Genomic DNA, 16,196 nt, shown 5'->3' with positions numbered 1-16,196 from the left:
AAGGTAAAAGCGTTGAGCTTTTATCTTTTTTTTATGGCATATAAATTGCTATATAAATAAACAATTTTATTAATAGTCAAAGTTTTGGCTTCGAGGTAGTAATGAGAGTTGATGGTATTCAGGCAGAAATGCGCACCATGATGGTAGAAGCAACCAATACCGCACCGGCAGCAACGGGTGCAAAAGTTGGCGCGGATTTTGGTGAACTCCTTACGAGCGCTATCAACAACGTTAACTCATTACAAAAAGCCTCTGGCGATCTACAAACCCGATTCGACCGCGGTGACGCGGATGTCTCGCTCTCTGACGTGATGATCGCTCGTAACAAATCCAGTGTCGCATTCGATGCGACTGTACAAATCCGCAATAAGCTCGTTGAGGCCTACAAAGACCTCATGAACATGCCAGTGTAATTTTAGGTAATTAATTGTGGCAGACAAGTCTACAGATTTAACCGTTACTGACGGTGGTTCAGATGCTGCTTTAGTCGCGAATTCTGATTTGGATATGGAAAGTCAAAATCCAGATCTCGAAGAGCGCAGTGCATCAAAATTTGACATGGCAGTAGGTGACCTCGATTTACTTCGACAGGTTGTACTTGTTCTGTCGATTTCAATCTGCGTTGCATTGATTGTGATGTTATTTTTTTGGGTCAAAGAGCCAGAAATGCGCCCTCTTGGCGCTTATCAAACTGAAGAACTCATCCCCGTTCTAGACTATCTTGATCAACAAAAAATCAATTACAAGCTCGACGGCAATACCGTTTCCGTTGAGGCGAATGATTACAACTCAATCAAGCTGGGCATGGTTCGTGCGGGGGTTAACCAAGCAACCGCTGCGGGTGACGACATCTTACTACAAGATATGGGATTCGGGGTTTCGCAGCGTCTTGAACAGGAGCGTCTTAAGCTCAGTCGTGAACGTCAGCTCGGTCAAGCCATTGAAGAAATGAAGCAAGTTCGCAAAGCCCGCGTCTTATTAGCATTACCGAAACAAAGCGTGTTTGTGCGTCATAACCAAGAAGCATCGGCCTCGGTTTCGCTTACGCTTTCTACAGGAGCAAACCTCAAGCAGCAAGAGGTGGATTCCATCGTCGATATGGTTGCGAGTGCGGTGCCAGGGATGAAAACCTCACGCATTACTGTCACTGATCAGCATGGGCGTTTGCTGAGCTCTGGTTCTCAAGATCCAGCCTCTGCTGCTCGTCGTAAAGAGCAAGAGCTGGAACGCAATCAAGAGCAGGCTCTGCGTGAAAAAATCGATTCTGTATTGTTACCGATTCTCGGATATGGCAATTACACTGCCCAAGTTGATATCCAAATGGATTTCAGTGCCGTTGAGCAAACTCGCAAGCGCTTTGATCCTAATACTCCTGCAACGCGAAGCGAATACGCTCTTGAAGATTACAACAATGGCAATATGGTTGCTGGTATCCCAGGAGCGCTAAGTAACCAACCGCCATCAGACGCCTCGATTCCTCAAGATGTCGCACAAATGAAGGATGGTTCACTGACTGGTCAAGGTTCCGTGCGCAAAGAGTCAACACGCAACTTTGAACTCGATACTACGATCAGTCATGAACGTAAACAGACCGGTACGGTTGCACGTCAAACGGTTTCGGTTGCAATTAAAGATCACCGTGCGGTTAACCCAGATACTGGCGAAGTGACTTATACCCCCATGTCCGAGTCACAAATCAATTCGATTAGAGAAGTATTGATTGGAGCCGTCGGTTACGATCAATCTCGTGGTGATCTGCTGAATGTATTGAGTGTGAAGTTTGCAGAGCCAGAACAAGAGCTTCTTGTCGAACAACCGATTTGGGAGCATCCAAACTTTAATGATTGGGTACGCTGGTTTGCCAGTGCGCTAGTGATCATTGTTGTGATACTCGTACTGGTGCGGCCTGCGATGAAGAAACTGCTTAACCCAGCGAGTGATGATGGCGAAGAAATGTACGGACCAGATGGATTGCCAATTGGTGCCGATGGTGAAACCAGCTTACTTGGCAGTGACATAGAAAGTGGTGAGCTATTTGAATTTGGCTCAAGTATTGACTTACCGAACCTGCATAAAGATGAAGACGTGTTAAAAGCGGTTCGTGCACTGGTAGCAAATGAACCTGAGCTTGCCGCTCAAGTTGTGAAAAACTGGATGAATGATAATGGCTAACGATATCGTACCTCAAGATGATAATGGCGCTGGCTTGCCAGTTGAGTTTGACGCTTCAACCATTACCGGTGAAGAAAAAGCGGCAATTCTGTTGTTGAGCTTAAATGAGCAAGATGCAGCAGGCATCATTCGTCACTTGGAGCCAAAGCAGGTTCAACGTGTGGGTAGTGCGATGGCTCGTGCCAAAGATTTGAGTCAGGACAAAGTGTCTGCCGTCCATCGTGCCTTTTTAGAAGACATTCAGAAGTACACCAATATCGGCATGGGCAGCGAAGACTTTATGCGAAATGCGCTGGTTGCTGCGCTGGGTGAAGACAAAGCGAATAACCTGGTTGACCAAATTTTGTTGGGGACTGGATCAAAAGGTTTGGATTCATTGAAATGGATGGACCCGCGTCAAGTCGCCAGTATTATCATAAACGAGCACCCGCAGATCCAAACCATTGTTCTCTCTTACCTAGAAGCGGATCAATCGGCAGAGATACTGTCCCAATTCCCAGAGCGTGTACGTTTGGATTTGATGATGCGAATAGCCAACCTAGAAGAAGTTCAGCCATCAGCATTAGCTGAGCTGAATGAAATCATGGAGAAACAGTTTGCGGGTCAAGCTGGGGCGCAAGCGGCCAAAATTGGCGGCTTGAAGGCGGCAGCAGAGATCATGAACTACCTAGACAACAACGTCGAAGGTATTTTGATGGATCAAATTCGCGATCAAGACGAAGACATGGCAACTCAGATTCAAGATTTGATGTTCGTTTTCGAGAACTTGGCCGAAGTCGACGACCAAGGTATTCAGAAGCTGCTGCGTGACGTTCCACAAGACGTGTTGCAGCGAGCGCTCAAAGGTGCGGATGATTCACTGCGTGAGAAAGTCTTCAAGAACATGTCTAAGCGTGCCGCTGAGATGATGCGTGATGACATAGAAGCAATGCCACCAGTGCGTGTCGCCGATGTGGAAGCGGCGCAAAAAGAAATTTTGGCGATTGCACGTCGTATGGCCGATGCTGGGGATCTCATGCTGTCTGGCGGCGCCGACGAATTCCTATAATTTCATTGCAACTACCATAGCCTTGCCAAATTTGTGGCAAGGTCCCTTCATTCCAAACTTGAATACACAGTAGGTAACCCATGACTGGCGAGAGAAAACGTGGATTTATCCGTCCTGATGAAGACGATCAGATGGTCGAAGCACAGCGCTGGGGATTACCGGACTATGGCAATCCCAAAACTAAACAAGCTAAATCGACAGCATTCAACTACGATCCCAGCTGGGTACCTGATTTTGAAGAAACGGAAGAAGAGCCTGAGCTTGCATTAACAGAAGAACAGATTGAATTGATTAAGCAAGGTGCTTATCAAGAAGGTCTGTACCAGGGTCAGGAAGCCGGTTTTAAACAAGGTTACGAAAAAGGTAAGGAAGAAGGGTTACAAGCCGGGCATGAAGAAGGCCTAGAACAAGGCAAAGCAGAAGGTGTCACTGCAGGACAAGAATACATTCAGCAACAGGTTGAAGTATTTATGAATCTTGCAAATCAGTTTGCTCAGCCACTGGAGCTTATGAATGCTCAAGTTGAGAAACAGTTGGTAGACATGGTGCTGTGTTTGGTCAAAGAAGTGGTGCATGTTGAGGTTCAAACCAACCCTCAAATTATTCTTGATACGGTGAAGCAATCGGTGGAGGCGTTGCCGATTTCGGGTCATCCAATCACGCTACACCTCAATCCCGAAGATGTCACCATCATCCGCTCTTCGTATGGCGAAGAGGATCTTGAAGGACGAAACTGGACGTTAGTTGCAGAGCCGTCATTAAACCGAGGTGATGTCCAAATCGAAGCCGGGGAATCAAGTATTCATTACCGCATGGAAGAACGCATCAAAAATGTCCTGCACAGTTTTTGTGGTGCCAATCGTCATCAAGAGGGCGAATAATCCATGCAAGCGCTCGCTGATCGTTTAAAAAATTACAAAGTAGAAGGCTTAACAACGCGACCTGTTGCCTCTGGCAAATTGGTGCGAGTCGTTGGCTTGACGCTAGAAGCGACAGGATGTCGTGCGCCCATCGGCAGTTTGTGTTTGGTGGAAACCATGTCTGGTCAAATGGAAGCCGAAGTGGTTGGTTTCTCTGGTGACAATCTGTTTTTGATGCCGAGTGAACAAATTACCGGAATTTTACCTGGCGCGAAGGTAACGCCTCTGACCAGTGATGCAGGTTTGCCAGTTGGTATGGAGCTACTGGGGCGCGTGATTGACGGAGTCGGTAACCCGCTTGATGGGCTTGGTCCACTTTATACAGAGCACCGTGCATCATTTAGTGCAGATCCGATCAATCCGCTCTCCCGCAAGCCGATTTCTGAACCGCTTGATGTTGGCTTGAAAGCCATTAACGGTTTATTGACGGTGGGGAAAGGACAACGTATTGGACTGTTTGCGGGCTCAGGCGTCGGTAAGTCGGTGACACTGGGTATGATGACTCGTGGTACGACCGCGCAAGTGGTGGTGGTCGGGCTTATTGGTGAGCGTGGACGGGAAGTCAAAGAATTTATTGAAGAAATACTCGGTGAAGATGGACGACGTCGTTCCGTTGTTGTTGCCGCGCCAGCGGACTCTTCGCCTTTAATGCGTTTAAAAGGCTGTCAAACCGCCTTAACCATTGCGGAGTATTTTCGCGATCAGGGTTTGGATGTATTGTTACTGATGGACTCGTTAACGCGTTTTGCGCAGGCGCAGCGTGAAATTGCCCTGTCGGTAGGCGAGCCGCCTGCAACCAAAGGTTACCCGCCATCGGTATTTGCAAAACTGCCAGCGCTAGTAGAGCGTGCAGGGAATGGTGGGGCAGAACAAGGCTCGATAACCGCATTTTTTACTGTTCTGACCGAAGGGGACGATCTGCAAGATCCTATCGCGGATGCTTCCCGAGCTATACTTGATGGCCACATTGTATTATCCCGTGAAATGGCGGATGCGGGTCATTACCCTGCGATTGATGTAGAGAAGTCCGTTAGCCGTGTCATGCCACAAATTACCACCGAAGAACACGTACTAATGTCCAAAGCCGTACGTCAGGTATTGTCGATTTGTCGTAAAAACCAAGACCTGGTTTCTATTGGCGCATATAAACCTGGAACCGACCCTGCTATTGATGGTGCGTTTACCATTAAGCCGAAGCTGGATGAATACTTGCAACAGAAAATGAAAGAATCCGTGCCGTACGATATGTGCGTCAACATGTTGAAAAGCATCTTAAGTGGTTAAGACGTGATGAGATAAGGTGGTTAGTCAATCATGGAAAATGCAATGGACTTCCTGCTCGAACAGGCGAAAGAGCGAGAAGATCAAGCGGTATTGGCTTTAAGCAAAGCACGCGCTGAGTTAGAAGGTTATTACCAGCAAGTTGAGCAAATCGAGAAGTATCGTCTCGATTATTGCCAGCAGTTGGTGGACCGAGGTCAAGCGGGTTTAACCGCCAGCCAATACGGCCACTTAAATCGTTTCCTGACTCAGCTTGATGAAACCTTATCCAAACAGAAACAAGCTGAAAACCATTTCAAAGAACAAGTCGAGAACTGCCAACAATATTGGCTCAACGTGCGTAAAGAACGTCAATCCTACCAATGGATGATGGAAAAACGAGCGAAAGAAAAACAGTTGGCTGAGTCAAAGCGAGACCAGAAGCTGATGGATGAGTTCTCTACACTGCTCTATAGCAGAAAACCAAAACGTTTTTAAAGCGAGGCATTTTTTATAGCGAGGCATTGTTGACGCCTACCTTTACATTCCGTCTATTTCCGTCAGGAATTTTACTTTTTTATTGGCGTAATTTTTGCAAGGTAACTGCATGGTAAGTGTGTTGCAAGGGCGTGAAAATCAAATTCGAACCTTAGCAATGTGGTTTATACCAATCTGGATAAGTCAGTGATCATGTACTTATTTAAGCAGTCATTTTACGGTTTATGCCTCTATCGCGCTATTCGTCTGCAACGTGATGCGCGCTATGAACGAGAAGGTTTTCTATGAATGTGAATTTGTCTGGTGCTTCTGCAACTCCTAAAGGCTCAGTATCCGAGCCTTCGTCAAAAGCGTCTGCAGAAAACTCAGAGAAACAAGGTTTTTTGCAAACCTTATCTGAAGTATTTACTGATGCGCAAAAGCCAGCACAATCAAATGCTAAGTTAGATGCCGCGGCTAAAAGCTCTGACGATTCACAAGAAACGCTCACGGCCCAGGGCGCAGCGAAAACTGGTGAAAGTAACGACTCTTCATCTCGTCAAACCATTTCATCCAATCAAGAAATGCCGTCCGATGGTAAAGGCAAACATGCCTCGCAAACAGCAGATGTACTGTTGACTGAAGACGCACCTGAATCCGTTCAAGATTCAACCCCAATTTCAGCCACAACCTCAAATCCAGTTGCAACCCCAACGGCTAAAGACGAGGTCAATGGCAGTGACAACGTTGTCGCTAGCGTTGACGCCGACACAGGCAACCTGAATGCCTCTGCAAAGGTCAAAACTCACATTCAAGAGCCTGATGTTGATGCTCACAGCGTTGCTGATGCAATGGGTGAGGGACAACAGTTGCTTGGCCGTATATCGCAAGCAAACCAAACCCTTCAGGCGAAAGAAATGAGTCACTCTCGCGCTGAAAACTTTGCTTCTACTTCGCCAGAGTCTAAAAGTGTTGATACCACGGATTTAGGTGTTGCTATGTCTGGCTCTACGAGTGTGGCCATTGATGACATGGCACAAAAGCATGGCAATAATTTGCCCCTTGATGCGAATACCCAGCTAACCCAAGCAAATAATGGGACCCAAGCAAATAGTGGGCTTACTTCTGATGGTACTACGCCGATGCCTGAACAAAGTGGTGCGAACTCTGAATCACAAGCATTCGTCAAACCTGTGTTAGATTCAGACGGGAACCCGATTGAGATGACTGAACGGCAAGTTAAGTCATCTCCAATTGAGTGGCAAATGAGCGATGTACAAGACGTAAATCAGGTTAAGCCAAGCGCCCAGGCAGTGACCATGCCAATTGATGCGGTATCAAGTGAATTCAATCCTGTACAATTCGTGCAGACAGTGCCGTTACAAATGCTGGATTTGATTGATACCAAACTAGCGCAAGGTCAACCACTGACCTCGCAAGAAATAGACGTCATTGAAGGTTTACAGACAGGTGAATTAGTCGCGGATATTCCTGAACAGGAGTTGGCGCAGTTTGTTGCCTTGCCTAATGAGCTAAAAGTAGCAATTTCAGAACATAATGCAGCACGTTTGGATCAGCCTGCAGTACGCTCTTCCTCCCAAGCAGCGGTGGCGCAAGCGGCTTCACAACTCGTATCACAAGATGTGAAGCAAGCCGCTTTACAGATACCAGTAAACAATATAGAAAAATCAGCGTTATCTGTCATGCCGGAGGCATTAGTGGCCGCAAACGTCCATTCAGCCGCTCAAATGGTGAGCCATAATGAAGACAGTCGCGCAGCATTAACGGCAACAGCGGGCGTGTTGAAAGCGGCGACGGAGAAGCAAGACAAAATTGAACCACAGCATGGTCTAGCCGGACAACTGCAAGCGGCTACGGGCCAGCAAGGAGTGGCGACACCTCAACAAGCGCGTGTGGATTTCGCTCAACAAGCGCAACTCCCATTGCAATTGACGAAAGAGCTTGCCAATGACCAAGTTGCGGAAAAAGTCCAAATGATGATGTCGAAGAACCTAAAAAATCTTGATATTCGTCTTGACCCACCCGAGCTAGGTCGTATGCAGATCCGTATGACCATGAATAACGACTTAGCTAACGTACATTTTACGGTAACCAACCCACAAGCTCGAGATATGATCGAACAGACACTGCCGCGTTTGCGAGAAATGCTTGCCCAGCAGGGGATGCAATTAGCAGACTCCTCGGTCCAGCAACAAAGTAGTGGTCAGCAGCAAAGTGGGTATGCGGCATCGCACCGAAGTGGTCAAGGTAGCTCAGAGCAAGGCTTTTCGGGCGTTGCTGATGAAAGTGTCGATGGCGGCGTTAATCTTGATTTGAAAGTTGCGCAAAAGCGTGATGGGATCAGCTTTTACGCATAACACGTTGTATTATAACTACAAGTTTAGAGAACAAAAAAAGAGACAATAATGGCAGAACAACAGCTACAAGGTGAGGAAGCCCCAAAAGGTAAAGGTAAGCTCATAATTATCATTATCGCGCTAGTAGTATTACTGGGCGGCGGCGGTGCAGCGGCGTTCTTCTTTATGAACTCAGACAATACGGAGCAAGCTGCGTCAGTTGAGAACACTCAACAAGATGAGGTGGCAAAGCCCATCGCGTATGTCAATCTTGCGCAGCCTTTTGTGTTTAATGTCACTGGAGATTCGCGCTCAAGGTTAGTTCAAATCAAAGCGCAGCTGATGGTGCGTGGCAGCGAAAACGAGCAGTTGGCCCGTTACCATTCCCCATTGATTGAGAGCGCACTAATATCCACGTTCGCGACTGCTACCGTTGAACAATTGCGTGCTCCTAACGGGCGTGTGGAGTTACGCGATCGAGCAACCGAAGACATTAAAGCGGCACTCAATGCAGCAGTCGGTAAGCCCGTCATTGAGAAAGTACTGTTCACTGATTTTGTAATTCAATAGGTAAAACGTGACTGATCTATTAAGCCAAGACGAAATTGATGCACTCTTGCACGGCGTTGACGATGTTGATGACGTTGATGAGCCGGTAGAAAACGAGACGGAAGGTGCGATTAATTTTGATTTCTCGTCTCAAGACCGAATTGTACGTGGTCGAATGCCGACGCTCGAGCTTATTAACGAACGTTTTGCGCGACATATGCGTATTAGCCTGTTTAACATGCTGAGAAAAACAGCGGAAGTGTCGATTAATGGCGTACAGATGATGAAGTTTGGTGAATACCAGAATACTCTGTATGTTCCTACCAGTCTGAATATGGTGCGCTTTAGACCGTTAAAAGGCACGGCGTTGATTACCATGGAAGCACGGTTAGTGTTTATTCTGGTAGAAAACTTTTTTGGTGGGGATGGTCGGTTCCATGCCAAAATCGAAGGTCGAGAGTTCACTCCAACAGAGCGTCGTATCATTCAGTTACTGCTCAAAGTGGTTTTTGAAGATTACAAAGAAGCCTGGTCACCCGTGATGGGCGTCGAGTTTGAATATCTCGATTCAGAAGTGAATCCAAGTATGGCCAACATCGTCAGCCCAACAGAAGTCATTGTTGTGAGTTCCTTCCATATCGAAGTGGATGGTGGTGGCGGTGATTTCCATGTGGTTATGCCTTACTCTATGGTCGAGCCCATCCGAGAACTACTGGATGCCGGTGTACAGTCGGACAAGATGGAAACAGACGTTCGCTGGAGCTCTGCGCTGCGTGAAGAGATTATGGATTGTCCGGTAAACTTCCGCGTCAACTTACTGGAAAAAAACATCTCGCTACGGGATCTAATGGAACTGCAAACGGGTGATGTGATTCCAATCGTGATGCCTGAACATGCGACCATGTTCGTCGAAGATTTACCGACATATCGCGTCAAAATGGGGCGTTCTGACGAAAAGTTAGCCGTGCAAATATCGGAAGAAATTGAACGTCCTCACGTAGTAAAAACTGATTTAGCTTTTTTAGGTAAGGACATCATGTCTGAACTTGAAAAAGACGACGAAACTGAAGATTAAGACGCCTTACTGAGTTTGGGCCTAGAAGAAACACAGGATAAAACAATGGAACCAAGTGACGACCAAAAGCTAGCAGATGAATGGGCAGCCGCTCTGGGCGAAGATCCCTCTGCGCCTTCAATTGATGTGGATGAAGTATTGGCAGCCCCGCTTGAGGAACTAAAAGATACATCAAACCCTATTACTGATGACGAGCGGCGTAAGCTTGATACCATCATGGATATCCCAGTGACGATATCCATGGAAGTGGGGCGCTCACAGATCAGTATTCGAAACTTATTGCAACTGAACCAAGGTTCAGTGGTTGAACTTGACCGTCTTGCGGGGGAATCGTTGGACGTGCTGGTTAACGGAACGCTGATTGCCCATGGTGAAGTGGTGGTGGTAAACGACAAATTTGGTATTCGTTTAACCGACGTGATCAGCCAAACCGAACGCATTAAAAAGTTGCGTTAACGATGAGCCGAATTTTGCGTGTCATACCGATAAACACCGTTGGAGCACTGAGTTTAATGCTCAGTGTTTTTTCTGCTTCTGCGTTTGCAACTCAATCTCCGTCGGCACCAAGTAGCTTTGATTTAGTGGCAACGCTCGGTTCGCTGGTTTTGGTTATTGGCGTCATTCTTTTGCTTGCTTGGTTACTCAAGCGCATGCAAGTGCCAGCCATGGGAGGCAACAAAGGGTTACGTATTGTAAGTCAGCTTCCCGTCGGGACAAAAGAGCGCATCGCGGTGGTTCAGGTTGGGGAGGAACAGTTTTTAGTCGGTATTACCCCACACTCGATTCAAACCTTAGCGAAATTAGAACAGCCATTGAAAGAGGAAGCGTTGGCGACAAGTGCTTTTGCGAGTCAATTTAGCCAACTGATAAAGAAAAATGACAAAGGATAGTTCAATCCGGCTGCTTTTTAGCACCGTTGTGTTGCTGGTGGGCTTGCTGTTTTCATCTCTCTCTTTTGCTCAGGCAGAAGAGTCTACTTTGCCTGATAACTTGGCTGAGGGGAGCAGTGTAACCGTACAGGCGATGGAAAGTGATACGGGTGCAAGTCGTGCTATGTCTGTCGGTAATGGTGGTGGAATTCCCGCGTTTACCATGACAACCAATCCGGACGGCAGTGAAGATTATTCGGTTACGTTACAGATTCTTGCCTTGATGACTATGCTTGGCTTTTTGCCGGCAATGGTTATTTTGATGACATCATTTACGCGAATTGTCGTCGTGATGTCGATTTTGCGTCAGGCGATGGGGTTACAACAAACACCGTCGAACCAAGTGATCATTGGTATTGCGTTGTTTTTGACTTTTTTCATCATGTCACCTGTGCTTAATGAGATCAACGATACCGCGATTCAGCCTTATTTGAATGAACAAGTGACGGCACGTGAGGCGTTTGATAATGCGCAAGTACCAATGAAAGCCTTCATGCTAAAGCAGACTCGAATCAAGGATTTGGAGACCTTTGTTGAAATGTCGGGGGAGCAAGTTGACAACCCCGAAGATGTTTCGATGGCCGTATTGATTCCGGCCTTCATTACCTCTGAGCTCAAAACAGCTTTCCAAATTGGCTTTATGTTGTTTTTGCCGTTTCTGATTATTGACCTTGTTGTTGCCTCCGTACTGATGGCGATGGGTATGATGATGCTGTCGCCGATGATCGTATCACTGCCATTTAAGTTGATGCTGTTTGTCCTAGTCGATGGCTGGAACTTGATCTTGTCGACACTCGCGGGCAGTTTTGCCCTTTAGATAGCGCAGAGAGAAGAGGAGAAACATGACTCCAGAATTGTTTGTCGAGCTTTTCCGTGATGCACTGTGGATGGTGTTGATCATGGTTTGTGCCATCATTATTCCGAGTTTGTTGATTGGTCTTGTCGTCGCTATTTTCCAAGCTGCCACTTCAATCAACGAACAGACGTTAAGTTTCTTACCCCGTTTAATTGTTACCTTGCTTGCGTTAATGTTGTTTGGCCATTGGATGACGCAAATGTTGATGGAGTATTTTTTCGGCTTGATTGAACGTCTGCCACAAGTGCTTTATTAGGGTTTGGTATGGAGTATCCGACCCAAATTATTTTAGACTGGATAGCCAATTACTTTTGGCCCTATGTACGAATCTCTTCCATGTTAATGGTTATGACGGTCACAGGGGCACGTTTTGTTTCGCCTCGCATTCGTCTTTATCTTGGCCTGGCGATTACTTTTGCCGTGATGCCTGCGATTCCCGCCGTCCCACAAGATATTGAGTTAGTCTCATTTCGTGGTTTTATTGCTATCGCAGAGCAGATGATCATTGGGGTGGCGATGGGCATGGTGACGCAATTTATGATTCAAACCTTTGTTTTGCTCGGGCAAATCCTCGGCATGCAATCGAGTTTGGGTTTCGCATCCATGGTCGACCCCGCTAATGGTCAAAGTACGCCCTTGCTGGGTCAACTTTTTATGTTCCTTACCACGATGTTTTTTCTTGCGACCGATGGACATTTAAAAATGCTGCAACTGGTGGTATTCAGTTTCAAAACTTTGCCGATAGGCTCTGGCACGATCGCTACTGTCGACTTTCGGGAGATGGCCGGTTGGTTAGGCATTATGTTTAAAACTGCACTGAGTATGTCGCTGTCGGGCATCATTGCCCTGTTGACCATTAACTTGTCGTTTGGTGTCATGACCCGCGCTGCACCGCAGTTAAACATTTTTTCACTTGGTTTTGCCTTTGCGCTGATGGTGGGGTTATTAATTTGTTGGTACATATTGGCTGGGCTTTACAGTCACTATGAACTGTACTGGGCGGTGGGCGAACAGCAGATTTGTCGCCTCATCCGCTTGGATTGTTAGGCTAGGAGACAGCATTGGCAGAGTCGGACGGTCAGGAACGCACCGAAGACGCCACGCCCCGAAGGCTGCAACAGGCCAAAGAAAAGGGGCAGGTCGCTCGGTCTAAAGAGCTTGCTTCCGCTTCAGTGTTGATCGTTGGTGCGATTTCACTGATGTGGTTTGGTGAGTCTTTGGCACGTTCTTTGTTCTCTATCATGAGCCGCTTGTTTGATCTGCAACGCGACGAGATTTTCGATTCCGCGAAATTGTTTGATATTGCTCTGGGTGCCATGACAGATTTGCTGTTCCCGCTGTTTCTTGTTCTCGCCACCTTGTTTGTTGCCGCTATGATCGGCGCTGCCGGGGTAGGCGGTATCAGTTTTTCCGCCCAAGCCGCTGCGCCCAAACTTTCCAAAATGAACCCACTGAGCGGCTTGAAGCGCATGGTTGGCATGCAAAGTTTAGTTGAACTGCTAAAGTCAATTCTTAAGATTTTGCTCGTCACCGGAGTCGCAATATATCTGATTCAGGCTTCTCAAGCTGACTTGATTCAACTCAGCATGGATGTTTATCCACAAAACATCTTCCATGCGCTGGACACCTTGCTCAATTTTGTTCTGCTGATCAGTTGTTCTTTACTGATTGTTGTCGCCATCGATATCCCATTCCAAATTTGGCAACACGCTGACAAGCTCAAAATGACTAAGCAAGAGATCAAGGACGAATACAAAGAGACAGAAGGTAAACCTGAGGTCAAAGGCCGTATCCGGATGTTGCAAAGAGAGGCGGCTCAGCGACGCATGATGGCCGATGTGCCACAAGCGGATGTTATCGTCACTAACCCAGAGCACTTCTCTGTCGCTTTACGCTATAAGCAGAAAACCGACCGCGCGCCAGTTGTTATTGCTAAAGGGACCGACCATATGGCGATGAAAATCAGAGAGGTGGCTCGTGAACATGATATCGCCATTGTGCCCGCGCCACCTTTAGCAAGGGCACTGTATCATTCTACTGAACTTGAGCAGGAAATCCCTGATGGTCTATTTACCGCAGTTGCCCAGGTATTGGCGTTTGTTTTCCAGCTCAAGCAGTATCGAAAAAGAGGTGGGCAGCGACCAAAACTTCAAGATTACGACTTGCCTATTCCAACTGAACATCGCCACTAAAACGTACCGACTGATTGCGGTGTGTTGTCATTTTTCTTCATATAAATCATCACTCTGTGCCTAGTTTATCGGCTAGTCATTATTTTGGCGTAAATTCTGGTACGTAGATTGCTTAAATTGCTCTAATTATCAACAGTACCTAAGTTGTTAGGTCAAGCGAACACGTAGATAGCCCCAACGATACGCACCAAATCGATACTTACGTGCCGCTCACATTCGATCGAGATATCCAGCAGTATGAAGTTAAGCCTGCCCTTTGCCGACAAATTGCCACGAATTCCCCAGCGAGAAATACCAGCCATTGGTGCGCCAGTCATGGTTTTGGCCACGTTGGCGATGGTGGTATTACCGATTCCGGCGTTCCTGCTGGACATGTTTTTCACGTTTAATATTGCCTTAGCGATGGTGGTCCTGTTAGTGACGGTTTACACACGCCGGCCACTAGACTTTGCCGCTTTTCCGACAGTATTGCTTATCGCAACGTTATTACGTCTAGCACTTAACGTTGCTTCGACGCGTGTCGTGCTGCTTAACGGTCATGAAGGGGGTAACGCTGCGGGTAATGTCATCGAAGCATTTGGTAACGTGGTCATCGGTGGTAACTACGCTGTCGGCTTGGTGGTATTTTTGATTTTGATGATCATTAATTTCATGGTCGTTACTAAAGGTGCTGGTCGTATCTCAGAGGTGAGTGCTCGCTTTACACTTGATGCATTGCCTGGTAAGCAAATGGCGATTGATGCTGACTTAAACGCAGGGTTGATTGACCAAGAACAAGCGCGTATTCGACGTTTTGAAGTTACCAAAGAAGCCGACTTTTATGGCTCTATGGATGGTGCGTCGAAGTTTGTTAAAGGGGATGCGATTGCGGGGATTCTCATCCTGTTTATTAACATTATTGGTGGCCTTTCTATCGGTATGGCCCAGTACGATCTTGGCTTTGGTGAAGCGATTGAGATCTACACTTTGCTAACGATTGGTGATGGTCTTGTTGCCCAAATTCCGTCACTACTGTTATCGATTGCCGCTGCGATGATGGTGACTCGTCAAAATACCGATGAGGACATGGGTGAACAACTGGTGTTCCAGTTGTTCGATAACCCCAAAGCGTTGATGATCACAGCAGCGATACTTGGCGTTATGGGGATTGTCCCTGGTATGCCACATTTTGCCTTTCTCAGTTTGGCGCTGATCGCGGGTGTGACCGCGTACTTCATTAGTAAGCGTCAAAAACAGAAAGCGAGTGAGCCAGCACTTCCCGTCAAAGCGGAAGGTGGTGAGGAGTCAGGGTCTCAGCGAGAACTATCTTGGGATGATGTCCAGCCAGTAGATATTATCGGTTTGGAAGTGGGCTACCGTTTGATCCCACTAGTGGATCGCGACCAAGGTGGAGAACTGCTTGAGCGGGTAAAAGGTGTACGAAAAAAGTTATCTCAAGACTTCGGTTTCTTAATCCCTGCGGTACACATCCGTGACAATCTTGAATTAACCCCAAACAGTTACCGCATTACTTTAATGGGTGTGGCGGTGGGCGAAGCCGAGATTCGTCCCGATTTAGAGTTGGCCATCAATCCTGGTCAAGTTTACGGCATGATTGATGGCGAGCCGACGATGGATCCAGCGTTTGGCTTAGAAGCGGTCTGGATTAGAGAAGAGCAGCGTGAACATGCTCAAGCCTTAGGTTATACCGTGGTGGATTCATCAACTGTACTGGCGACACATTTGAGCCAGTTGCTGACTAATAATGCGTCACAGCTACTTGGCCACGAAGAAGTACAGAACCTGCTGGAAATGTTGAGCCGTAGCGCGCCTAAACTCGTGGAAGATTTTGTTCCTGACCAGCTTGCACTTGGCGTGGTGGTGAAAGTGCTACAAAACTTGCTTAACGAAGCGATACCCATTCGCGATATACGAACAATAGTGCAAACTCTGTCCGAGTACTCGAGTAAGAGTCAAGAACCTGACATTTTGACTGCCGCCGCGCGGATCAGTTTAAAACGACTTATTGTTCAAGAAATCAATGGTATAGAGCCTGAGTTGCCTGTTATCACCCTAATTCCTGAGTTGGAACAGATATTGCATCAAACAATGCAAGCTTCAGGTGGTGAATCGGCGGGCATTGAGCCGGGACTAGCGGAACGATTGCAGTCTTCATTGAGTCAGGCAACGCAAGAGCAAGAGCTTAAAGGTGAACCAGCGGTGCTTCTAACGTCTGGCGTATTGCGCTCAACGCTGGCGAAATTTGTCAAGAATACGATACCGAATCTCCGGGTTCTGTCTTATCAAGAAATTCCGGATGAAAAACAGATAAGAATTGTACAAGCGGTGGGTAACTAAGCCCGCCCCAAAGAACAACAAGTA

General features: G+C 47.1%; 17 protein-coding genes. 16 read left to right on the top strand and 1 reads right to left on the bottom strand.

The features are described from left to right. The first annotated feature begins 101 nt into the window (after positions 1-101). The 15 genes from fliE (at position 102) to flhB (ending at position 13,835) form a co-directional block, all read left to right on the top strand. Positions 102-413: a flagellar hook-basal body complex protein FliE gene (gene fliE, locus ONE56_RS09305; RefSeq protein ID WP_041155649.1), complete on the top strand. Its 312-nt coding sequence runs from the start codon at positions 102-104 to the stop codon at positions 411-413. Between the two features lie 16 nt (positions 414-429). Then, entirely contained in the window at positions 430-2,172 is a 1,743-nt protein-coding gene (gene fliF, locus ONE56_RS09300; RefSeq protein ID WP_041155650.1) for a flagellar basal-body MS-ring/collar protein FliF, read from the top strand. Next, positions 2,165-3,220, top strand: coding sequence for a flagellar motor switch protein FliG (gene fliG, locus ONE56_RS09295; RefSeq protein ID WP_041155651.1), 1,056 nt, complete (start codon positions 2,165-2,167; stop codon positions 3,218-3,220). Before fliF ends, fliG begins: the two co-directional genes overlap by 8 nt. An 80-nt stretch (positions 3,221-3,300) precedes the next feature. Beyond that, a complete protein-coding gene (fliH, locus tag ONE56_RS09290) occupies positions 3,301-4,101 on the top strand; it encodes a flagellar assembly protein FliH (RefSeq protein WP_423839725.1) in 801 nt (266 codons plus the stop codon). Positions 4,102-4,104: 3 nt separating this feature from the next. Continuing rightward, the gene (gene fliI, locus ONE56_RS09285; protein WP_423839724.1) at positions 4,105-5,424 is read left to right on the top strand and encodes a flagellar protein export ATPase FliI; all 1,320 of its coding nucleotides are present in this window, start codon (positions 4,105-4,107) and stop codon (positions 5,422-5,424) included. Between the two features lie 30 nt (positions 5,425-5,454). Further along, on the top strand, positions 5,455-5,898 hold the full coding sequence (gene fliJ / locus ONE56_RS09280; protein ID WP_041155653.1) for a flagellar export protein FliJ: 444 nt from the start codon (positions 5,455-5,457) through the stop codon (positions 5,896-5,898). Positions 5,899-6,182: 284 nt separating this feature from the next. Next, positions 6,183-8,255 (top strand): flagellar hook-length control protein FliK, encoded by a 2,073-nt coding sequence (locus ONE56_RS09275; protein WP_423839723.1) that lies wholly within the window; start codon positions 6,183-6,185, stop codon positions 8,253-8,255. Positions 8,256-8,303: 48 nt separating this feature from the next. Beyond that, positions 8,304-8,804 carry a flagellar basal body-associated protein FliL gene (gene fliL, locus ONE56_RS09270; protein ID WP_423839722.1) on the top strand — a complete coding sequence of 167 codons (501 nt, stop codon included), beginning with the start codon at positions 8,304-8,306 and terminating at the stop codon, positions 8,802-8,804. A gap of 7 nt (positions 8,805-8,811) precedes the next feature. After that, a complete protein-coding gene (gene fliM, locus ONE56_RS09265; RefSeq protein ID WP_041155656.1) occupies positions 8,812-9,858 on the top strand; it encodes a flagellar motor switch protein FliM in 1,047 nt (348 codons plus the stop codon). A 45-nt stretch (positions 9,859-9,903) separates the two neighbouring features. Beyond that, positions 9,904-10,314 (top strand): flagellar motor switch protein FliN, encoded by a 411-nt coding sequence (gene fliN, locus ONE56_RS09260; RefSeq protein WP_423839721.1) that lies wholly within the window; start codon positions 9,904-9,906, stop codon positions 10,312-10,314. Positions 10,315-10,316: 2 nt separating this feature from the next. Continuing rightward, positions 10,317-10,748, top strand: coding sequence for a flagellar biosynthetic protein FliO (gene fliO / locus ONE56_RS09255; protein WP_423839720.1), 432 nt, complete (start codon positions 10,317-10,319; stop codon positions 10,746-10,748). Next, the gene (gene fliP, locus ONE56_RS09250) at positions 10,735-11,604 is read left to right on the top strand and encodes a flagellar type III secretion system pore protein FliP (RefSeq protein WP_331437328.1); all 870 of its coding nucleotides are present in this window, start codon (positions 10,735-10,737) and stop codon (positions 11,602-11,604) included. Before fliO ends, fliP begins: the two co-directional genes overlap by 14 nt. 25 nt (positions 11,605-11,629) lie before the next feature. Continuing rightward, positions 11,630-11,899 carry a flagellar biosynthesis protein FliQ gene (gene fliQ, locus ONE56_RS09245; protein ID WP_331437329.1) on the top strand — a complete coding sequence of 90 codons (270 nt, stop codon included), beginning with the start codon at positions 11,630-11,632 and terminating at the stop codon, positions 11,897-11,899. Positions 11,900-11,907: 8 nt separating this feature from the next. Then, positions 11,908-12,690, top strand: a complete 783-nt coding sequence (gene fliR, locus ONE56_RS09240; RefSeq protein WP_423839719.1) for a flagellar biosynthetic protein FliR — start codon at positions 11,908-11,910, stop codon at positions 12,688-12,690. Positions 12,691-12,704: 14 nt separating this feature from the next. Beyond that, the gene (gene flhB, locus ONE56_RS09235) at positions 12,705-13,835 is read left to right on the top strand and encodes a flagellar biosynthesis protein FlhB (RefSeq protein WP_041155659.1); all 1,131 of its coding nucleotides are present in this window, start codon (positions 12,705-12,707) and stop codon (positions 13,833-13,835) included. A 152-nt stretch (positions 13,836-13,987) separates the two neighbouring features. Here the strand turns inward: flhB and ONE56_RS09230 are convergent, their stop codons facing one another. Continuing rightward, the gene (locus ONE56_RS09230) at positions 13,988-14,209 is read right to left on the bottom strand and encodes a hypothetical protein (RefSeq protein WP_245228398.1); all 222 of its coding nucleotides are present in this window, start codon (positions 14,207-14,209) and stop codon (positions 13,988-13,990) included. Between ONE56_RS09230 and flhA the strand changes: the two genes are divergently transcribed. Beyond that, on the top strand, positions 14,103-16,172 hold the full coding sequence (gene flhA / locus ONE56_RS09225) for a flagellar biosynthesis protein FlhA (protein WP_280806717.1): 2,070 nt from the start codon (positions 14,103-14,105) through the stop codon (positions 16,170-16,172). The genes ONE56_RS09230 and flhA overlap by 107 nt on opposite strands. Positions 16,173-16,196: the final 24 nt, after the last annotated feature.

Origin of the sequence: Vibrio mytili (genome assembly GCF_049563345.1) — a bacterium.
In the GTDB taxonomy this organism is placed as follows: domain Bacteria; phylum Pseudomonadota; class Gammaproteobacteria; order Enterobacterales; family Vibrionaceae; genus Vibrio; species Vibrio mytili.
Note: the sequence above shows the minus strand (reverse complement) of the source record. Positions and strands in the feature narration are given on the sequence as shown.

Coding starts and splice junctions, on each gene's coding strand:
- fliH (WP_423839725.1), top strand. CDS start 3,301: ATGACTGGCGAGAGAAAACGTGGATTTATCCGTCCTGATGAAGACGAT.
- ONE56_RS09275 (WP_423839723.1), top strand. CDS start 6,183: ATGAATGTGAATTTGTCTGGTGCTTCTGCAACTCCTAAAGGCTCAGTA.
- fliI (WP_423839724.1), top strand. CDS start 4,105: ATGCAAGCGCTCGCTGATCGTTTAAAAAATTACAAAGTAGAAGGCTTA.
- fliE (WP_041155649.1), top strand. CDS start 102: ATGAGAGTTGATGGTATTCAGGCAGAAATGCGCACCATGATGGTAGAA.
- fliG (WP_041155651.1), top strand. CDS start 2,165: ATGGCTAACGATATCGTACCTCAAGATGATAATGGCGCTGGCTTGCCA.
- fliR (WP_423839719.1), top strand. CDS start 11,908: ATGGAGTATCCGACCCAAATTATTTTAGACTGGATAGCCAATTACTTT.
- fliJ (WP_041155653.1), top strand. CDS start 5,455: ATGGAAAATGCAATGGACTTCCTGCTCGAACAGGCGAAAGAGCGAGAA.
- fliQ (WP_331437329.1), top strand. CDS start 11,630: ATGACTCCAGAATTGTTTGTCGAGCTTTTCCGTGATGCACTGTGGATG.
- fliO (WP_423839720.1), top strand. CDS start 10,317: ATGAGCCGAATTTTGCGTGTCATACCGATAAACACCGTTGGAGCACTG.
- fliL (WP_423839722.1), top strand. CDS start 8,304: ATGGCAGAACAACAGCTACAAGGTGAGGAAGCCCCAAAAGGTAAAGGT.
- ONE56_RS09230 (WP_245228398.1), bottom strand. CDS start 14,209: ATGTCCAGCAGGAACGCCGGAATCGGTAATACCACCATCGCCAACGTG.
- fliP (WP_331437328.1), top strand. CDS start 10,735: ATGACAAAGGATAGTTCAATCCGGCTGCTTTTTAGCACCGTTGTGTTG.
- fliN (WP_423839721.1), top strand. CDS start 9,904: ATGGAACCAAGTGACGACCAAAAGCTAGCAGATGAATGGGCAGCCGCT.